General features: G+C 62.7%; 15 protein-coding genes. 11 read left to right on the plus strand and 4 right to left on the minus strand.

Annotated elements, in window-relative coordinates; genetic code table 11:
* The first annotated feature begins 9 nt into the window (after positions 1-9).
* The 4 genes from ACLQ8T_RS06775 (at position 10) to ACLQ8T_RS06790 (ending at position 3,495) form a co-directional block, all read left to right on the plus strand.
* Positions 10-927: an ABC transporter ATP-binding protein gene (locus ACLQ8T_RS06775; protein WP_413456135.1), complete on the plus strand. Its 918-nt coding sequence runs from the start codon at positions 10-12 to the stop codon at positions 925-927.
* Positions 924-1,619 (plus strand): hypothetical protein, encoded by a 696-nt coding sequence (locus ACLQ8T_RS06780; RefSeq protein WP_413456136.1) that lies wholly within the window; start codon positions 924-926, stop codon positions 1,617-1,619. Before ACLQ8T_RS06775 ends, ACLQ8T_RS06780 begins: the two co-directional genes overlap by 4 nt.
* A gap of 158 nt (positions 1,620-1,777) precedes the next feature.
* Complete coding sequence (locus ACLQ8T_RS06785; RefSeq protein WP_413456137.1) at positions 1,778-2,275, plus strand: hypothetical protein; 498 nt, start codon at positions 1,778-1,780, stop codon at positions 2,273-2,275.
* A gap of 218 nt (positions 2,276-2,493) precedes the next feature.
* Positions 2,494-3,495: an exonuclease domain-containing protein gene (locus ACLQ8T_RS06790; RefSeq protein WP_413456138.1), complete on the plus strand. Its 1,002-nt coding sequence runs from the start codon at positions 2,494-2,496 to the stop codon at positions 3,493-3,495.
* A gap of 86 nt (positions 3,496-3,581) precedes the next feature.
* Here the strand turns inward: ACLQ8T_RS06790 and ACLQ8T_RS06795 are convergent, their stop codons facing one another.
* The gene (locus tag ACLQ8T_RS06795) at positions 3,582-4,529 is read right to left on the minus strand and encodes a hypothetical protein (protein WP_413456139.1); all 948 of its coding nucleotides are present in this window, start codon (positions 4,527-4,529) and stop codon (positions 3,582-3,584) included.
* Between the two features lie 43 nt (positions 4,530-4,572).
* On the opposite strand from ACLQ8T_RS06795, the gene ACLQ8T_RS06800 reads away from it, so the two are divergent.
* From ACLQ8T_RS06800 to ACLQ8T_RS06810, 3 genes are all read left to right on the plus strand, one after another.
* The gene (locus tag ACLQ8T_RS06800; protein WP_413456140.1) at positions 4,573-5,739 is read left to right on the plus strand and encodes an exonuclease SbcCD subunit D; all 1,167 of its coding nucleotides are present in this window, start codon (positions 4,573-4,575) and stop codon (positions 5,737-5,739) included.
* Entirely contained in the window at positions 5,736-8,822 is a 3,087-nt protein-coding gene (locus ACLQ8T_RS06805) for an AAA family ATPase (RefSeq protein ID WP_413456141.1), read from the plus strand. The genes ACLQ8T_RS06800 and ACLQ8T_RS06805 overlap by 4 nt, the downstream gene beginning before the upstream one ends.
* 112 nt (positions 8,823-8,934) lie before the next feature.
* The gene (locus tag ACLQ8T_RS06810) at positions 8,935-10,209 is read left to right on the plus strand and encodes an MFS transporter (RefSeq protein ID WP_052253862.1); all 1,275 of its coding nucleotides are present in this window, start codon (positions 8,935-8,937) and stop codon (positions 10,207-10,209) included.
* Between the two features lie 114 nt (positions 10,210-10,323).
* Here ACLQ8T_RS06810 and ACLQ8T_RS06815 read toward each other — a convergent pair whose 3' ends face one another.
* Complete coding sequence (locus ACLQ8T_RS06815) at positions 10,324-11,019, minus strand: IclR family transcriptional regulator (protein WP_413456142.1); 696 nt, start codon at positions 11,017-11,019, stop codon at positions 10,324-10,326.
* 268 nt (positions 11,020-11,287) lie between these two features.
* Between ACLQ8T_RS06815 and ACLQ8T_RS06820 the strand changes: the two genes are divergently transcribed.
* The 3 genes from ACLQ8T_RS06820 (at position 11,288) to ACLQ8T_RS06830 (ending at position 13,724) form a co-directional block, all read left to right on the plus strand.
* Positions 11,288-12,628 (plus strand): MFS transporter, encoded by a 1,341-nt coding sequence (locus tag ACLQ8T_RS06820; protein WP_413456143.1) that lies wholly within the window; start codon positions 11,288-11,290, stop codon positions 12,626-12,628.
* A 327-nt stretch (positions 12,629-12,955) separates the two neighbouring features.
* Positions 12,956-13,453 carry a hypothetical protein gene (locus ACLQ8T_RS06825; protein WP_413456144.1) on the plus strand — a complete coding sequence of 166 codons (498 nt, stop codon included), beginning with the start codon at positions 12,956-12,958 and terminating at the stop codon, positions 13,451-13,453.
* A gap of 19 nt (positions 13,454-13,472) precedes the next feature.
* Positions 13,473-13,724, plus strand: coding sequence for a hypothetical protein (locus ACLQ8T_RS06830; protein ID WP_413456145.1), 252 nt, complete (start codon positions 13,473-13,475; stop codon positions 13,722-13,724).
* Between the two features lie 192 nt (positions 13,725-13,916).
* Here the strand turns inward: ACLQ8T_RS06830 and ACLQ8T_RS06835 are convergent, their stop codons facing one another.
* Positions 13,917-14,924: a LacI family DNA-binding transcriptional regulator gene (locus ACLQ8T_RS06835; protein ID WP_413456384.1), complete on the minus strand. Its 1,008-nt coding sequence runs from the start codon at positions 14,922-14,924 to the stop codon at positions 13,917-13,919.
* A 113-nt stretch (positions 14,925-15,037) separates the two neighbouring features.
* Positions 15,038-16,726, minus strand: a complete 1,689-nt coding sequence (locus ACLQ8T_RS06840; RefSeq protein WP_413456146.1) for a glycoside hydrolase family 13 protein — start codon at positions 16,724-16,726, stop codon at positions 15,038-15,040.
* Between the two features lie 266 nt (positions 16,727-16,992).
* Between ACLQ8T_RS06840 and ACLQ8T_RS06845 the strand changes: the two genes are divergently transcribed.
* Positions 16,993-18,261 (plus strand): extracellular solute-binding protein, encoded by a 1,269-nt coding sequence (locus ACLQ8T_RS06845; RefSeq protein WP_413456147.1) that lies wholly within the window; start codon positions 16,993-16,995, stop codon positions 18,259-18,261.
* Positions 18,262-18,339: the final 78 nt, after the last annotated feature.

The following is an 18,339-nucleotide window of genomic DNA, read 5'->3' on the forward strand; positions in this document are numbered from 1 at the left end:
AGGAACGACATGCCACGCACGACAGCAATCGCCACACGCGAACTGAGCAAGACCTACAAGGACGTGAAAGCGCTCGACAACGTCACTCTGGATCTGGAGCCGGATCGGATCTACGGGCTGCTTGGACGCAACGGAGCCGGCAAGACCACGCTGATGTCCATCCTGACCGGGCAGAACTATGCAGACCACGGCACCGCCGAAATCTTCGGCCACGCCCCGTTCGAGCATGATCCGACGCTTTCGCGCATCTGCTTCATCCGCGAATCACAGAAATACCCCGATGACTTCAGGGTCCACCAGGCATTCGAATCCGCAGCCTTGTTCTTCGAGAACTGGGACGAGGATCTGGCCCAGGAGCTCGTCGAAGCGTTCGCGCTGCCGATCAAGCGGAGGATCAAGAAGCTTTCCCGAGGGCAGCTGTCCGCGGTTGGCGTTATCATCGGCATGGCCTCGCGGGCCGACATCACCTTCTTCGATGAGCCCTACCTCGGCCTCGATGCGGTAGCCCGGCAGATCTTCTACGACCGCCTTGTCGAAGACTTCGCTGAATACCCACGCACCATCGTGCTCTCCAGCCACCTGATCGACGAAGTCGCCAACCTTCTTGAACACGTCATTGTGATCGACAAGGGGCAAATCGTCATCGACTCGGATGCCGAAGAGCTGCGCGGCACGGCGGTCACTGTCACTGGTGACGCCGCCAAGGTCCAGGAATTCATCGGCACCGCGCAGGTACTGCATCGCGATGCGCTCGGCGCCCTGGCCAGCGTCACGATCAAGGCCAAACTGGATGCGGACCAGCGCGAGCAGGCGAAACTCATGGGCCTGGACCTGAGCCCCGTGTCGCTGCAGCAATTGGTGGTGCGCAGCGCATTGAGCGGCACCACGGCACAAAGGACAGAAGAACGGACGGAGGCAAGAAAATGAACCGCGTCATCAATGTTGCCCGCATGCAACTGATCAACAAGGGCACCTTCATCGGAATTCCGCTGATCATCCTGGGTGCATCATTCCTTTTCACCCTGGCCATCTGGTGGCTGGTCCGGCGCAACGGCGGAGACGGGGCAATGTACAGCGGCGGCGCCCAAGCGCCCATGTGGTACTTCCTGGCCCTGGGAATCCAGTCGCTGACGTTGACCTTCCCGTTCTCCATGGCCATGAGCATTTCGCGGCGTACCTTCTATCTGGGCACCGTGGCACTGTTCTCCGTATGCGCGCTGGCGCTCTCGGTGTTCTACTACCTGATGGGACTGCTGGAAGTTGCTACCGATGGTTGGGGCATGGGCGGACGGTTCTTTGCGCTGCAATGGATTGCGGATAACAACTGGCTGGTCCAGATCCTGTTCTACTTTGTGCTGATGGTGCTGCTGTTCATGATCGGATTCCTGGCAGCGACCATTTACATGAGGTGGCGCACCACTGGCATGGTGGCATTCTTCATCTGCTTGGGTGTGCTGGTGCTGGGGATCATCGCCCTGTTCACCTTCACCAACTCCTGGGGCGAGTTCTGGAGCTGGGCACTGACCTGGACCGCCGCTGGGGTGACCTTGTGGGGCGGTATTGTCGCCCTGCTGATGGCTGGCGGCTCCTATCTCACCTTGCGCAAGGCTACCGCGTAGCCCGTCTGATGGCCGGGTCCAAGATCATGAAATGAGCGCTGGTTTCTTTTCCATTTGGGAGGGAAGCCAGCGCTTTTTGCTATTCTTCAATCACTGTCGGCGAAGGCATTGGAATAGCCAGTGCCGCGGTGGCAGTGGAGCAACCCAGGAGTACAGCCATGAGCGCTACACCCACCGGAAACCGCACCGCGCACGGCGCGCTGGAATTGCGCCGCGTGTTCACTGAATCCCCGGGCAGGATCTGGCGCTATCTGGCCGATTCCGAGTACTTGGCGCTCTGGTTCGGATCCTGGCACGGGGATCCAAAAAGCGGCGCCGTCGAGGTAGTGCTGCTGGCCGAAGAGGAAGCGCCCATCGAACGCGTGGAGATCTTGCAGTGTGATCCGCGAACGCGACAGCTGCAGGTGCGCACTGGAACCGGCGATTCGGTTTGGCAGCTGGAGCTGAAGGTAGAGGCATCGGGCCAGGGCAGCTGCCTGGTCTTCCAGATGCCGGGGCTTGACCCGCAGCAGGCCGGGTCCATCGGGCCGGGCTGGGAGTTCTACCTTGATCGGCTGGCCGCGGTGGTGGACGGAACCGACGTGGGGAGCGTGGTCTTCGAGCCCGATTACTATCCGGCGCTCAGCGGGTATTACGAGGAATTGTTCCGCAGCTGACTTCCGGGCACACCAAAAGCGAGGTTGCCGGTTTCGAATGTGAGATGCCCTGCCTCTGGCTTGCGCCGCGCGGGCCGGCAATTAATTGATAGCCGCAGGTCAATTCCGGGACTACAGTGAATTGCCACCACGGTATCGCCCTGCGAAAACCCCGCCTGGCACGGCGCGCGCGTCACACCCATGCCAGTGCTAGGGATAAAGCGAGTAAGCTATTGGGCGTGGCATTGGACTTCACAGCAGTAGATTTTGAGACAGCAAACGGTTTTATCGGCTCCGCCTGCTCGGTGGGCCTGGTCAAGGTGCGCTCCGGGAAAATCGTCGAAACCGAGCAGTGGCTCATGCAGCCGCCGGCCGGATTCGACCACTTCGACCCGCGCAATGTCTCGATCCACCACATCACCCCCGACATGGTGAGTGCGGCGCCACGGGTTACCGACAAGATTCCGCAGCTGCTGGAATTCATCGGATCCGATGTGCTGGTGGCCCACAATTCATCTTTCGATTCGGGCGTGATCCGCGCGGCCAGCGAAGCCGGCGAAGTCGCCGTGCCGGAAATCGCGCACCTGTGCACCGTCAAGCTCTCCCGCAAGGCCTACGACCTGCCCAGCTACTCGCTGCCCTTCGTTGCCGAGGAAGCCGGGCACCCGATCGAGAACCACCACGAAGCGCTGGCCGACGCCGAGGCCTGCGCGTGGGCGATGATCGACATGTCCCTGCGCAGCGCACAGCCCTCGGTGCTGGAAACGGCAGAGCACTATGGCGTCCGGCTGAGCCTGACCCAGGCCTGGCAGCCAGGCGACAAACTGTCCCGCGCCACCCGCGACGCGCAGGGCTGGCTGGCCGCAGGCAACCCGCTGCCGCCGCAGGATGCCTTCAGCAACTGGCCGCAAGAAGGCCCGAACCCCAAGCCGAGCGAGAACGCTGATCCCAGCCACCCGCTGTTCGGCCAGATCATGGTGTTCACCGGCAACCTGTCCATGCCGCGCCCCAAGGCCAAGGAACTGGCGGCCGAGCACGGAGCGCAGACCGCCTCGCGCGTCACCCGCGCCACCACCGCGCTGGTGGTCGGCGACGGCTTTGTCCCGGAGGACCTGGCCACCGGGCGGCTGACCAACAAGGCCAAGCACGTGCTGCGGCTGCGCGAAAAGGGCCAGCGGGTCAGCATCATCTCCGAAGGAGAATTCATGCAGATGGTGGGCGGCTTCGGGCTGACTGCCTAGCAGCCAAGAAAAGCAGAAAAGAAACCTCCGGCTGGCACAGATCGCTCTGTGCCAGCCGGAGGTTTTTCATGCTTCCCTTCAGGCGCCTAGACGAGCAGCGCCATCCAGCGGTCATGCAGCTCGGAGATGATGTCATCCAGTGCGCTGGCGGGGCGCTCGCCGACAGCTTCGGTGCCGTAGACGGCGGCCAGCAGCGCAACAGCGTAGGCATCCACCTCGGGATCCCTCACGGCTGCTTCCTCGGCGGCAGCCGCCGGGGCTGCTTCCACGTCCGATGCGCCGTCCGCTTCGGCCGCCTGCTCGCCGAAGTAGGCGTCATAGGCTTCCTGTCCGGACAGCGAGATGTTCTCGCCGATCTTGGTGGCGACCTCGCGCAGCGCATCGGCCGATGGGCCTTCGAGGCCATCGAGCAGCGCGGCCCATTCTCCGGCAGATGCCTCGGAGCGTTCCATGGCCGAGCGGATGATCTTCGCGGCGGCCACGGCGGTCTTGGCCGCCTGGCTGTCATGGGTGAGGAAGGCCGCCGAACGGGCCAGCGTCTCGGTGGTGCCCAGCGGGACCCGGGCCAGCAGCGCGGTCACCGCGGCGCGCGGCAGCACGCCGGTGGAGTCGGCGCCGGCACCGGTTGGACGCCCGGGCTGCCCCATGTCGGGGCTGTCCAGGCCGGCCAGGTTCTGCGGATCGCCGTCGTGGATCTTCTCGAAGATCTCGACGTTGGAAAATTCCTTGTCGATCCAGCGGCCCAGCGGTTCCGGGGTGCGCTCCGGGAAGGAACCGGTGATCTTGCGGTAGCCGCGCAGGGCAGCAAGCCACATGCAGGCCGCTTCGTCGCTGGCTACACCGTCGTGGGCCCATTCCAGCGCTTCGAGCAGGCCGTCGGCCAGATAGAGCGGGAGGATTTCGGTGGCTCCGGGATCAATGTCGTCACGGGCGTGGGTTGCGCCATCGGCCAGGCCGAGGAGGATCGCAAACACCTTGTCTGAGTAGTTCTCTGGCAGGAGTGCAGTTTCACCGGTTTCATTCACAACTCCCATTCTAATGTCCAAGTTGTCCGCGGCATTGCATAAGGTTGGACACATGCGATTGCTTCATACCTCGGACTGGCATTTGGGCCGCACCTTCCACGGAGCCTCCCTGATCGAAGCGCAGCGGGCAGTGCTGCAGGAAATCATCGACATCACCATCAACCAGCAGGTTGACGTGGTGCTGATCTCCGGGGACATCTATGACCGGGCGCTGCCGCATGTGGATGCCGTCCAGCTGTGCAACTGGGTGCTGCGCGAGCTGCGCGCCACCGGGGCATCCATCGTGATCACCAGCGGCAACCACGACTCGGCCTCCCGCTTGGGCTTCGGCGCCGATCTGCTGGATTCCGCCGGGGTGCACATCATCGCCGATACCCAGCGCATGCTGCAGCCGGTGCTGCGCGATGCCGGCGACCACCAGGTAGCGATTTACGGCATCCCGTACCTGGAACCGCGCATGGTGATGGAACGCCTGGGCGTCGCCAAGGCCAGCCATGAAGCGGTGGTGCAGGCGGCCATCGCGCAGATCGACGAGCATCTGGAGCAGCTGCGGGCGGGTCAGAAGCCGGTCGTTTCCATCGCTATGGCGCACCTGTTCGCCGCCGGCGGCATCGGCAGCGACTCGGAACGCGAATTGAGCACCGGCAACCTCGACGTGGTGCCGGCCGAGCTGTTCGAGCACTTCGACTACTCGGCCCTGGGCCACCTGCACGGACGGCAGAAGGTCAAGGAGCATGTGCGCTATTCGGGCTCGCCGCTGGCCTACTCCTTCTCCGAGGCCACCCAGCGAAAGGGCGTATGGCTGATCGAGACCAGCGCCTCGGGCATCGAGTCCATCGAGGAAATCCTGCTGCCGGTGCCGAAGAAATTGGCCATCCTCAAGGGCAAGCTCGCCGAGCTGCTGGCCGACCAGGACCTGGAGTCCGCCGTGGGGGCCTGGTGCCAGGTCACGCTGACCGACAGCGAGCGCCCCGCCGACGCGATGGCAACGATCCGAACCCGTTTCCCCGACACCGTGGTGCTGAACTTCGCTCCCGAAGGAACCGGTGAAAAGGAGCAGCCGGCCAGCTATGCCGAGCGCATGGCCAAGGCAACCAGCACCGAACAGGTGGTGCGGGACTTCGTGGAGCACGTCCGGGAACGCGCCGCCGATGACCCCGAACGCGAAGTCATCGACTCAGTCATCCAAGCCACCCGAGAGGCACAGGCCAGCCAGTGAGAATCCACCGACTCCAAATCCAGGCTTTCGGTCCCTTCGCAGGCACTGAAGAGATCAATTTCGATGAATTGGCCGTCGGCGGGCTGTTCCTACTCGATGGACCCACCGGCGCCGGCAAGTCCAGCATCCTGGACGCGATCTGCTATGCCCTGTACGGCGCGCTGCCCGGAAGCCGGGCGGGCAGCCGGCAGATCCGCTCCGACCACGCCCCGGCGGGCCTGGCACCGGAAGTGGTCTGCGAGCTGACCATCGGCGACCGGCGGTTCGAGGTCACCCGTTCGCCGGCATGGATGCGTCCCTCCAAGCGCGGCAAGAACAAGACCACCGAGCAGAAGGCCGCCAGCTTCCTGCGCGAATTCACCGATGCCGGCTGGCAGGAACTGTCCACCCGCAATGACGAGGTGGGCCACATCCTGGGCAGCCTGCTGGGCTTGGACCGCGAGCAGTTCACCAAGGTGGTCATGCTGCCGCAGGGCGGCTTCGCCGACTTCCTGCGGGCCAAGGCCAAGGACCGCGAAGAGCTGCTGGCGAATCTCTTCGACACCAGCGGCTATGCGCGGATCGAAGATGAATTCGCTGCCCGCCTCACTGAAGCGCGCAAGCACACCGAAAGTGTGGAAGCGCGCCTGAGCGCCAGCGAGGAAGCCATCCACTCAGCTGCCCGGTCATTCCTGGCCGGCCGCGAAACCAGCGACGAGTTGGATGGTACCGAGTTGGACGGCGCCGAGGGAGCTGGCCAGGCGCAGGCGGGCGAGGATATGGCGCAGGCCGAGCAGTTCGCCGGCTATCGCCGCCGGATTGCAGCGATCCTCCAACGTTCGGCCGACGAAGCGGCCGCCCTGCGCGCCGAGAAGACCCGCACCCGCGAGCAGTCGCAGGGAATGGAAGAGCGGCGACGGATTTTCGCTCGCCTGGCCGAGCTGCAGGGCATGCAGGCAGGCTACGCCGAAAAGCATGAGGCTGCCGCGGCCGCTGGCACCCGGTTGGAGGCCGATGCCAAGGCCGGGGCGGTGCGCGCTTACCTCGCCCAGCTCCATGAGGCGTCCGCCGCGCAGGAGCAGGCCAACCAGTCCTGGCTGCGCAGTCAGCAGTGGCTCCAAACCGAGATGGGGCTGGCGCCCGGTGCCGATGCCAACAGCCTGGAACAGCTGCGCCTGCCCGCCCAGCAGGCGGCCGAGGAACTGGCGGTAGCCAAGGCCACCCTGGAAGATGAGCAGCGCCGCGATCTGCTCGCCGGCCAGGCGCGCAAGGCCGCCGAATTGGCAGCCGAGCATGAAAAGACCCGTGCCCAGGCCGAAGCCGAAGTCGCCAAGCTGAAGGCAGAACGCGACACGCTGGAAGCCGGGGACCTGGACCTGGTGGCTGCTGGCGACAAGCTCCAGCAGGCCACGGCACGTGTCCAGGAGCTGGAGACCAGGATCAAGCACGCTACCGAGCGCGACGCGCTGGAACGCAAGGCGCTGGCCGCCCGTGAGAAGGCCAGCGCGCAGGAACTGGTCATTGCCGGTGCTGCCAAGTCCCTGCTGGACTTGCGCACCGAACAGTTGGCCCAAAGCGCCCTGCGCTTGGCCGCCGCGCTGGAAGACGGGCAACCCTGCCTGGTCTGCGGTGCGCAGGAGCATCCCGCCCCGGCCCAGGCCGATGCCGATGCGCCGCTGATCGACGATGCGCAGATCCAGGAACTGGAGGACGCGGAGGCCTCGGCACGCGCCGCCGGGCAGCAGGCCGCGCAAGCGCGCGACATGCTGGTGGCCAAGTTCCAGACCGCCCAGGAAGCGGCCGGCGAGGCCTCGGTCGCTGACCTGCGGGCAGAACTCGCCACGGCCCAGGTACTACTGGAACAGCTGCGCACGCAACGGGTAGAGATCGCTGCCCGCGTGGCCAAGCTGGATGCGGTGCGCCAGCGTACTGAAAAGCACGCTGCGCGGGCCAACCAAGCCGCACTGGAACATGCGACGGCGAAGCAGCAGGCGCAGTCCTTGGATTCCCAGCTGACTGAACTGGATGCCAAGCTGGCGCAGTTGCGCCAAGGCAGGAAGAACCTGGCCGAGCTGGTGGAGGAACTGGCGAAGAAGTCCAACGGGCTGGCCAGCGCAGTACAGCATCTGCGCCGCCTGATCGACGCCGCCGAGGCCGTGCGGAAAGCGGAAGCCACCTGGAACAGCCAGCGCACCGCCGCCGGTTTCGAGAACCTGGCTGCCTTCGAGGCAGCCCTGCTGGAAGGCGCCGAACGCGAGCGCCTGCGCCAATTGCAGCGCGCGGATGCGGATTTGTCCAGTGCCATCGCCACGCTCCAAGCGTCCCAGGACTGCCTCAAGGCCCGGGAACTTGCAGCGCAAGGCATCGCCGCACCCAGCGAGGAAGATCTTGCCCAAGCGCGGGTGCTGGCAAACCAGGCCGAAGAACGCTTCGAGGCGGCACGGGAAGAGGAAATACTGGCCCAGACCCAGCTGGCTCGCCATGAGCAGGCCACCAGCGACCTTGAACGACAGCGGTCCGAGGCAGGTCCGGTCATCGAAGCCTATCGCCGGCTGCGCTCCCTGGCAGAAGTGGTGCGCGGCGGGGGCGAGAACCTCTACAAGATGACGCTGAGCACCTATGTGCTGGCAGCTCGCCTTGAGGAAGTGGCCATCGCCGCGACGCAGCGCCTGGACGTGATGTCCGGCGGACGCTACTCGCTGCACCATGATGATTCCAAGCAGGGCAACGCCAAATCCGGGCTGGGGCTGCAGGTGCTCGATTCATGGACAGGCAAGCGCCGTGAGACCCAGACGCTTTCCGGGGGCGAGACCTTCATGGCCTCGCTGGCCTTGGCCTTGGGCTTGGCGGATGTCATTTCCCACCACTCCGGCGCCGTGGACATGCAGACGCTCTTCGTGGACGAAGGCTTCGGTTCGCTGGATGCCGAGACGCTGGAAGAAGTCATGCTGGCCTTGGAAAACCTGCGTGCAGGGGGCCGGACCATCGGCCTGGTCTCGCACGTTGCAGAGATGAAGCAGAGGATCACCAACCGGATATCGGTGGTAAAGACCCAGCATGGTTCCACCATTGAACGCGAAGGCGCTGTGATCTTGGCTGGATAGATTGGACTTGCCTTGGGGCAGTAGCTATCTTGAAAGTAGTGCCATCAGGCATGTTTGGGAAATTTGTGCGTCGGGGGGTGTGGGACGACGCACGCTTCGTCATGGAGTTTTGTTGACTCAGCATACTTTGTCGAAGGAAAACAGTGAGGAATCCGAGAAAATGTCCGGATACTCCGCGTTAGTTCCTTTGGTGGGAGCACCGTTCCTGCCACTCACTTTCCTTGCACGTCTCCCGCTCGCGATGCTCACCATCGGGTCCATGACCCTGGTGACCGCAACCACCGGCTCCTATGCCATGGGCGGCCTGGCCGCGGCCATGGTTGGCCTGGGATCCGCCGTGGGCGGCCCCAGTATCGGCTATCTGGCCGACCGCGTCGGCCAGCGCCCGGTCTTGACCACTGTCGCCGTCATCCACACGATCCTACTGGTGGCCCTGACCCTCTTCGGCAATTCCGGCCCCGACATGTCCGCGGCGCTGCTCGCAATCCTGTGCCTTGCCACCGGTGCCACCGGCCCGCAGGTCGGTCCGATGTCCCGTGTCCGCTGGATCTCCATCACCCGCCAGCAGAAAAAGAATCACAAGGTGCTGTCGGCGGCCCTGAGCCTTGAATCGATGTTCGATGAACTGGGCTTCGTCTTCGGCCCGGTGGCCGTCGGCCTGCTGGCCTCCTTGGTGGATCCGGTGCTGCCGCTCTACCTCGCCGCGCTGCTGACCCTCGTGCTGGTGCCGGTCTTCGCCTCGCACCGTACAGGCCATGCCGTGAAGCCGGTGAAGAATACCGAACACGCGCCGAAGGTCTCGATCAGCGGCGCGCAGGTTGCCTCGATCGGAGCCCTGATCCTGGGCATGGTGGCGCTGGGCACGGTCTTCGGGTCCTCGGCAGCCGGTACCCTGGCCTTTGCCGGCGCGCAGGGCGACTCCAACTCCGGTGGCCTGCTTTATGGCGCCATGGGCTTCTCCAGTGCGATTGCTGCAGTCTCCGTGGCAGCGTGGCCGCAATCCTTCAAGCAGATCAACCGCTGGATTCTGTGCGGCGCGGCACTGACCGTGCTCAGCTTCGGGATGCACGTGGCCGGCAATGTGCCGCTGATGCTGCTGGCCCTGTTCATCGCAGGCTTTGCCGTGGGGCCGGTGATTGTCACGGTCATGACCCTTGGCGGTGAAGTCGCTCCACCGCAGCGCCTGTCCACCGTGATGACCATGCTCTCTGCCGGCATCGTGGTGGGAACCGCGATCGGCAACGGACTGGCCGGCGTTTTTGCCGAAACCCTGGGCTATCTCGGCGCCTTCTGGGTCTCCACCGGTGGCGCGCTGGTGATCTTCCTGGCCGCTGTGGCAATGAAGCTCATCGTCGCGAAGTCTCCGTCGCTGGCCCGCGTCCGCTAGGAAGCGAACGCCAAGAACCGTGCATCCGGCCGCCATGGCCGGATGAGCAGAATCCCGTGGCACTGCAGCCATCAAGGTGCAGTGCCACGGGATTTCGTTCTGTGCCGGGAATTCCTAGTGCGCGAGCTTGTCGCTGATGCGTGCCGCCGCGTGCTTGAGCTCCTCGATCATGCGCTCGTAGTTGCCGGCCGTGCTGGTCGCGAAGACAACGGCCAGTGCCGCCGGAGTTTGCCCCGAATGCTGGATCGGAACGGCAATGGACTTCACGCCCTGGATGACTTCATTCTCGCTGGTGGCATAGCCGTCAACCCGTGCCTGGGTGGTAGCGTCACGGTACTCGATGCCCGTGTCCAGCGCATCCCACTCGGCCTTGGTGTAGCGCGACTGGATTGCGATGCCGGCGGCTCCCACGTCCATGGCGTGCACCGAACCCGGGCGGTGGACAATCGCGCGCTGGGAGTTCAGCGGGGAGACCGACTGCAAGGTGGTGCACAGGTCATGTTCCCAGACGGCCACGAAGGTGGTCATGGACAGTTCGTTGGCCAGTGCGTTGAGCTCGGGAGTGGCGGCCGCCTGCAGATCGCGCTGGACCGAGCGGGCGAGCGCCGCCAGGCCGGAGGCCGAGCGGATATGGCCGGCCTCATCGCGGTTGAGCAGGTGATGCTGTTCCAGGGTGCGGATGATCCGGTAGGCGATGGATCGGTGGACTTCCAGCTTCGCGGCGATTTCCGCGATGGATAGGTTCACCGGGGAATTGGCGACGATTTCAAGGACGCGGATTCCACGGGAAAGCGTCTGGGAGGTAGGCATTGATCTTCAATCTGGCCTGCGGCGTTGCGGGAACGTCGTCGAGGCCTGCTTAGTGAGCCTGGGGACCAGGAAGGTCCGTGATCTATCTTCGATTTTAGTCGTTCTCTATTGGAACACCGAATTCGCTGGCGGGGCAGGTCGCAAAGTGCCTGCCTGCATGGGGTCACGTTTGGGGCAGATCTTGTGATCCGCTTCACTCTGCGCTTATGATGGTGTGCGACATATAACCGTCCGAACGGTCGGTATACAACTCGCAAAAGGTCTTCACATGTCATCGACTGTCTCTCGCACCCAGGAGGAGCGCCGGGTACTTGCCGGCACCCTCGTGGGCACCACCATTGAGTGGTACGACTTCTTCATCTTCGCCCAGCTCACCGCGACGCTGCTGACCCCGCTGTTCCTCGCGCCCCTGGGCGAGTCGAACCCGGGCATCGCGCAGATCCTTTCCTTCGCAATGATCGGCATCTCCTTCTTCTTCCGCCCGCTCGGCGCAGTAGTTGCCGGGCACCTGGGTGACCGCTACGGACGCAAGCGCATCCTGGTGCTCACCCTGATCCTCATGGGCATTGCCACCGCTGCCATCGGCCTGCTGCCAACCTACGCATCTATCGGCGTGGCCGCACCAATCCTGCTCGTGCTGCTGCGCGTGATCCAGGGCTTCTCGGCCGGCGGCGAATGGGGCGGCGCCGCCTTGATGGCGGTAGAGCATGCACCGAACCACCGCCGCGGCTACTTCGGCGCCTACCCGCAGATCGGTGTGCCTATCGGCATGATCCTGGCTACCGGCCTGCTGTACATCCTGCGTGTTGCCATGAGCCCGGAAGACTTTATCGCCTGGGGCTGGCGCATCCCGTTCCTGCTCTCCATTGCGCTGATCTTCGTGGGCTACATGATCCGCCGTGCGGTCGAGGAATCCCCGGTCTTCAAGCAGCTCTCCCAGCGCAAGGCCGCCGAGCACACGCCGTTGCGCGAACTGATGACCGGCCACACCAAGCAGGTCCTGCAGGCTGCGCTGATCTTCATCTCGAACAACGCCGCCGGCTACCTGGTCATCGCGTTCTTCATCTCCTACACCACCAAGGTGCTGGAAATGCCGGTTGCGCCAATCCTCTTGGCCACCACCATTGGTTCGGTGGGCTGGCTGATCTTCACCCTGGTCGGCGGCTGGCTCTCGGATAAGATCGGGCGCCGCGCGACCTTCGTGATCGGCTACGCGCTGGTCTTCGTCTGGATGATCCCAATGTTCCTCATGATCGATACCGGCAACATCGTGCTGTACACCATCGCCATCTTCGTGCTGACCGTTGGCCTGGGCCTGTCCTACGGCCCGCAGTCGGCAATGTACGCGGAAATGTTCCCTGCACAGATCCGCTACTCGGGCATCTCCATCGGCTATGCGCTCGGTGCTATCCTCGGTGGTGCCTTCGCTGCCACCGTGGCGCAGATCCTGCTGGAGACCACCGGCGCTTCGGTCTCGATTGCCGTCTACATCATGGTGCTGACCGTCATCTCTGTGGCGGCGGTGCTCTGGGTGGGCGAGACCCGCGGACGCAACCTGCATCTGGAAGAAGTCGAGGGCGAACAGGCCGACTCGCGCGTGGCGCACTAGTTTCGCGGCAGTACAATGCCCGCGCAGGCAAGCGATCAAGCGATCCTGGCCCGCGCGGGCATTTGCGCGTCTGGCGACCGCTGGTTTGCCGATCAGTGGGTAAGCACGTTTGCTAGGCCCAATGATGAGTCTTGGGCCCATGACAGAGAGTCTTGGTATGAATAATCAACGCCGAAAAAAAGCGCGGTAATAAGCCTGATCGTTGCGCTTGGAATAGCAATGATAGGCACGTCACCCGCTATCGCAGGTGAAAAATCTGGGAAATCCTGGGAGGCTCAGATAGGTACGACCGCGCCTCTTACGGCGGACCTCTCGGATTATGACAACGTGACCGTCACACCCGAAGAAGAACGAGCTTTCATTGAGCAGTCGGCAAAAGAATTTGCGGAATTGGATGCTACGGGAGGTGTCACGCTTCCTGACGGTTCTTTCTACAGGATGGACGTAGATCAACTTGTTCAGAAACTCGCTATGGTTGAAGATGGTTTGAGCGTCAGTTCAAGCCAGATCGCTGCCGGAGGTCAAATAGGTCGTGCTGCCGTATCCTGGGATTGGAATTCCTTCGGTTCGTGTGTTGCGAAAGAAATGGGAATCAAAGCCGCAGTTGAGCTTGCCAAAGTATTCGCAGAACCAAAAGTGCGCAAGGCACTCAAGAGTAAGCAGTGGCGGAAAGCTTCATCAACTGCTTACGAAAGACTTAGAAAAATTTCTCCTAAGGTTGCCAAACTGATCATCAAGAAGGCGGCAAATTCATTGCTTCCCGGTGGCATCGTGACGGTCATCGCAATACCGGTACGAAAATGTGCTATTAAGGAACTTCTCTAACTCCTGAAGGGATAGGCGAATGAAAGATTTTTTCCGGTCGTTGTCGAAAAGAGCAACTGCGATTCTCATTGCTATTGTGATACTCGTCCTGATTGCAGTGCCAACGGCATTGTTGTCTGGGCTCCTCAGCGGAGTATTCGAAAGTCCTGCTGAGGGCATTCGCGTATTCTTCATTATGGTTGGTGCTGGCGTGCTATTCTTGATTGTCGAATTGTTCATCGAGAACGGCCGCGAACGCAGGAAGAAGAAAGCGTCATCAGCCCAAAAATGAACTAAGCTTCGAGACTTGGATTAGCCACAAGGCTATAACCGAGCTGTGGGGCATGGCAACGATATTCCATCGTTGCCATGCCCCTTTGATCATTTTTAGCAGTTTGCCCAGCGGCTAAGAGCGATGTAGGACAACGAGAGGTCAGCGTCGATTTGGCAACCGGCATGCGGGACCCGGGAATTCCTGGGCCGGTTACTGGGCGGGGCGGGTGGTGGAGGAGCGCACGATCAGCCGATGGCCCAACTCGTGGGCCTGTGCCGGTTCCTCGCCGCGGATAGCGCGCAGCAGCATGGCGACCGCCAGCTGCCCTTGCTCATGCGGACGCTGCTCGACGGTGGTCAAGCCGAAGAGCTCGGCAAGATTGTGGTTATCCACGCCTATTACCGACAGGTCGCGAGGCAATTGCAAGCCCAGATCGCGGGCTGCCAGAATCGCGCCGATTGCCATCTCATCGCTGGCGGCAAAGACCGCGGTAGGCCGGGAAGCAGGGTTGCCCAGTAGCTGCTTGGCCACCGCATAGCCCTGGGTCATGGAGAAATCGGCGCTCACGATCAGCGACTCATCGATAGGCAACCCTGCCTGCTCCAGCGCCTGCTCGTACCCGGCGCGGCGGTGGGTGGGAATCATGAAGTCCACATCGGTTTCCGCGTTGCCGCCAATAAAGCCAATGCGTTCATGGCCCAAAGAAATCAGGTGCCCGGTGGCCAGATCCGAAATCGCTTGATCATTCACGTACAGCGTTGGCACCCCTGGAAGCGGGCCGCCGACGCCAACCAATGGCTTGTCCACAGCCAGCAAGGCCTGGACCTCCTCATCGGCTAATTCGACGTTGACAGCGATTACCGCGTCAACGCGCTGGCGCAGCAGGAAATCGGAGAAGATCTTCTCGCGCTGGGTGCGGTCCTTGGTCAGCTGGTAGAGGGTGGTGTCATAGCCCTCGTCCATCAGGCGGCTGGAGATGCCTTCCAGCACGCAGGCGTAGAACCAGTGGTTGATTACCGGCACGAGCACACCGATATTGCGAGTGCGGCCCGATGCCAGCCCGGACGCGGAGGAAGAGACCACGTAGCCCAGTTCCGCGGCGGCACGCTGCACCGCCTCCTGCGCGGCTGCCGAGACCGAACCCCGCCCAGATAGCGCGCGGGAGACGGTGGCAATGGATACGCCAGCGGCTTGCGCGACGTCCTTGATTCCGGCCACATCATGTCCTTCCTTCATGCCAGTAGCCGCGGCTGGAGGAAATCTCTTTCCCATGGCCGCGGCTACTGCCTAACGTTACCCGGTGCGGCTGCTGCCGGAAACTTGATTGCTCCCTATGCCAGCTGGAACCAGATGGCGGTTTCGCCCGGGATCATTCCCGGTTCCGCGGACTGCTCCATTTGGCTGCGCACCAGCTCGGTGGCGCCTTGCGCCTGCACCGGCAATGGCAGGGGGGTTGCGGCGTAGTTGGCCACGACCAGCACGTTGCCGTTGGCGAAGGCCAGGACCTCGTCCTCGGTGCCGTCGATCCATTGAAGGGTGCCGGTGCCCAGCGCGTGGTCCTGGCGCAGCTGCAACAGGCGGCGGTACAGGTTCAGCGTGGAGGACTGGTCTTCGAGCTGCGCATTGCGGGCGTAGGAATCCCAGCCGGCTGGCTGCGGCAGCCAGCTTTCACCGGTCGAGCTGAAGCCGAAGGCCGGCTTGCCGCTCTCCCATGGCAAGGGGACGCGGCAGCCATCGCGGCCATAGCGTTCGCCATTGGTACGGAACCAGGTCGGATCCTGGCGCGCATCATCGGGCAGGTCGATTGCTTCCGGCAGGCCCAGTTCCTCGCCCTGGTAGAGGTAGGCACCGCCCGGCAGGGCCAGCATCAGCGTGCTGGAAGCGCGTGCGCGGCGCAATCCGACGGCAGGCTCTGGCAGGTTCGGGGTGTTCGGGCCAATGCCCTCGCCCTGCGGGTTCTCATCGGTCAGCGCCAGGCGGGTCGCATGGCGCACCACGTCGTGGTTGGAGAGCACCCAGGTGCTCGGTGCGCCGACCTTGCCGAACTCCTGAAGGGACTCGTCGATGGTCTTGCGGATCTGCTTGGCATCGAAATCACAGGAGAGGTACGGGAAGTTGAATGCCTGGTGCATTTCGTCGTTGCGCACCCACTTCGCCATCAGCGACAGGGGATTGACCCATGCCTCGGCGCAGAGCACGCGGTCGCCCTCGTACTCGTCCATCACCTTGCGCCAGTCTCGGTAGATTTCATGCACGCCGTCCTGGCCCCACCACGGAGCCAGTTCTTCGGTGCCGCCCATCGAAGCTGCCATGGGGTCCGGCGTGAAATCGGGCAGGCCTTCGGCCTTGATCAAGCCGTGGGCCACGTCGACGCGGAAGCCGTCGGTGCCCCGATCCAGCCAGAAGCGCAGGACGTCGCGGAACATCGCGCGAACTTCCTCGTTGTGCCAGTTGAAGTCAGGCTGCGAGGAATCGAAGATGTGCAGGTAGGACTGGCCGGTGCTGCCATCCGGGTTCCTGGTTGCGGTCCACATCGGGCCGCCGAAGACTGAACCCCAGTTGTTCGGGTGTCCGGTTTCCGGGGTGTCCTTGAAGATGAAGCGGTCGCGTTCGGGGGAGCCGGGAGCTGCCTGGAGCGCCTCCTGGAACCATGGGTGCTGGTCCGAGCAGTGGTTCGGGACCAGATCGATGATGACCTTCAGACCCAATTCATGGGCCCTGGCCACCATCGCGTCGTAGTCTTCCAGGGTTCCGAATAGCGGATCCACGTCGCAGTAGTTCGAGACGTCGTATCCGGCGTCCTTCTGCGGGGAAGTGAAGAATGGCGAAAGCCAGATCGCGTCGACCGAAAGCTGCGCGATGCTTTCCAGGCGTTGGGTAATTCCGCGCAGGTCGCCCATGCCATCGCCATTGGAATCGGCGAATGAGCGCGGGTAGATCTGGTAGATCACCGAGGAGCGCCACCACTGCGCGTCTTCGGCCTGCACAGGGAAATCAGCTGCTGAACGAATTGAAGTCATGACGGTAACGATAAATGATCGGACGCAGAATGTAAACGCTTGCAATTATGCTCTACGGATTGCGCGTCCTGAGTTACTGTGATTCCACCTAAGGGTGATTAAAACTGATTTTATGGCTACTCTTGTCAAAGTTGATGATCTATGCCACGCTGTAAACGCTTACAAAAATGGTGTAACCCGCACCACTCACGACCCGACCGGTAGCCATAGCTAATATCGCGGCCAGCCCGGTCCCTGATGACACAGTTGTCACGAAAGGACATCCCATGAAGGTGAACAAACACCCTTGGCTTCTTGGCGGAGCGTTGACGGCGATTGCCGCACTCTCACTCACCGCTTGCGGCGGGTCCGCCACCAACGAACCAGCAGCATCTTCGAGCCCGGCCGCCGCGGAATCCTCCCCGGCAGCCGCTTCCGGCGGCAAGCTGACCGTCTGGGTCGATGCCAACCGCGAACCAGTGCTGAAGGAAGCCGCCGCAGACTTCGAGAAGCAGTCCGGTGTCAAGGTGGACCTGGTGATCAAGGACTTCTCCAAGATCCAGGAAGACTTCCTGCGCCAGGTGCCAACCGGCAAGGGACCGGATATCACCATCGGTGCCCACGACTGGCTGGGCAACCTGGTCAACAACGGCGTGGTCCAGCCAGTTGAGCTGGGCGACAAGGCCGGCGAATTCCAGGACGTCGCCGTGAACGCGATGAGCTACGAAGGCAACACCTACGGCGTTCCCTACGCCACCGAGAACCTGGCCCTGCTGCGCAACGCGGATCTGGTCAAGGAAGCTCCCAAGACCTTCGATGACATGATTGCCGCCGGCGAAAAGGCCGACACCGAATTCCCATTCCTGGTCCAGGTCTCTGACGTAGGCGATCCATTCCATGCCTACCCATTCCAGACCTCCTTCGGCGCACCGGTCTTCGGCACCGATGAGTCCGGGGCCTACGACCCGGCAGACCTGCAGATCGGCAATGAAGGCGGCATTGAATTCGCCAAGTGGCTGGCTGAAGAAGGCGAAGAAGGCAACCTGAAGACCTCCATAGATGGCGATATCGCCAAGGAGAAGTTCGTCTCCGGCGACTCGCCATTCTTCCTGACCGGACCATGGAACGTTGAAGCAGTTGAAGACGCTGACATCAACCTGGAAATCGATCCGATCCCGTCGGCCGGTGGCGAAGAAGCCCAGCCATTCGTCGCAGTCCAGGGCTTCTTCGTTTCGGCGAAGACCGAGAACCTGCTGGCAGCAACCGAATTCCTGACCAACTACATCGGTAACGAAGAAGTCCAGACCGAGCTGTACGAAGTGGGCAACCGTCCGCCAGCAAACAAGGCAGCTTTCGAAGCCGCGAAGTCCGATGAAACCATCGCCGCTTTCGGTGAAGTTGGCGCCAACGGCGTGCCCATGCCGAACATCCCTGAAATGGCGGCCGTATGGGAGTTCTGGGGCGTAGCCGAGGCCGAGATCATCTCCGGCAAGGCTGATCCGGCCAAGCGCTGGAAGCAGATGACCGAAGATATCGAAAAGGCCATCTCCAAGTAGTACCGCCTGCCACCAGGCCCAATATTCAGTGCTGGAGCCCGAAGGAAAGCCTTCTGGCTCCAGCACCATGAATTCACC

The organism is Glutamicibacter sp. FR1 (genome assembly GCF_047300825.1).
Classification (GTDB): Bacteria; Actinomycetota; Actinomycetes; order Actinomycetales; family Micrococcaceae; genus Glutamicibacter; species Glutamicibacter nicotianae.

Bases quoted from the DNA above. Each gene is read 5' to 3' on its own strand.
- ACLQ8T_RS06815 (WP_413456142.1), bottom strand. From the start codon at position 11,019: ATGCCTACCTCCCAGACGCTTTCCCGTGGAATCCGCGTCCTTGAAATC.
- ACLQ8T_RS06830 (WP_413456145.1), top strand. From the start codon at position 13,473: ATGAAAGATTTTTTCCGGTCGTTGTCGAAAAGAGCAACTGCGATTCTC.
- ACLQ8T_RS06775 (WP_413456135.1), top strand. From the start codon at position 10: ATGCCACGCACGACAGCAATCGCCACACGCGAACTGAGCAAGACCTAC.
- ACLQ8T_RS06845 (WP_413456147.1), top strand. From the start codon at position 16,993: ATGAAGGTGAACAAACACCCTTGGCTTCTTGGCGGAGCGTTGACGGCG.
- ACLQ8T_RS06840 (WP_413456146.1), bottom strand. From the start codon at position 16,726: ATGACTTCAATTCGTTCAGCAGCTGATTTCCCTGTGCAGGCCGAAGAC.
- ACLQ8T_RS06800 (WP_413456140.1), top strand. From the start codon at position 4,573: ATGCGATTGCTTCATACCTCGGACTGGCATTTGGGCCGCACCTTCCAC.
- ACLQ8T_RS06820 (WP_413456143.1), top strand. From the start codon at position 11,288: ATGTCATCGACTGTCTCTCGCACCCAGGAGGAGCGCCGGGTACTTGCC.
- ACLQ8T_RS06780 (WP_413456136.1), top strand. From the start codon at position 924: ATGAACCGCGTCATCAATGTTGCCCGCATGCAACTGATCAACAAGGGC.
- ACLQ8T_RS06785 (WP_413456137.1), top strand. From the start codon at position 1,778: ATGAGCGCTACACCCACCGGAAACCGCACCGCGCACGGCGCGCTGGAA.
- ACLQ8T_RS06795 (WP_413456139.1), bottom strand. From the start codon at position 4,529: ATGGGAGTTGTGAATGAAACCGGTGAAACTGCACTCCTGCCAGAGAAC.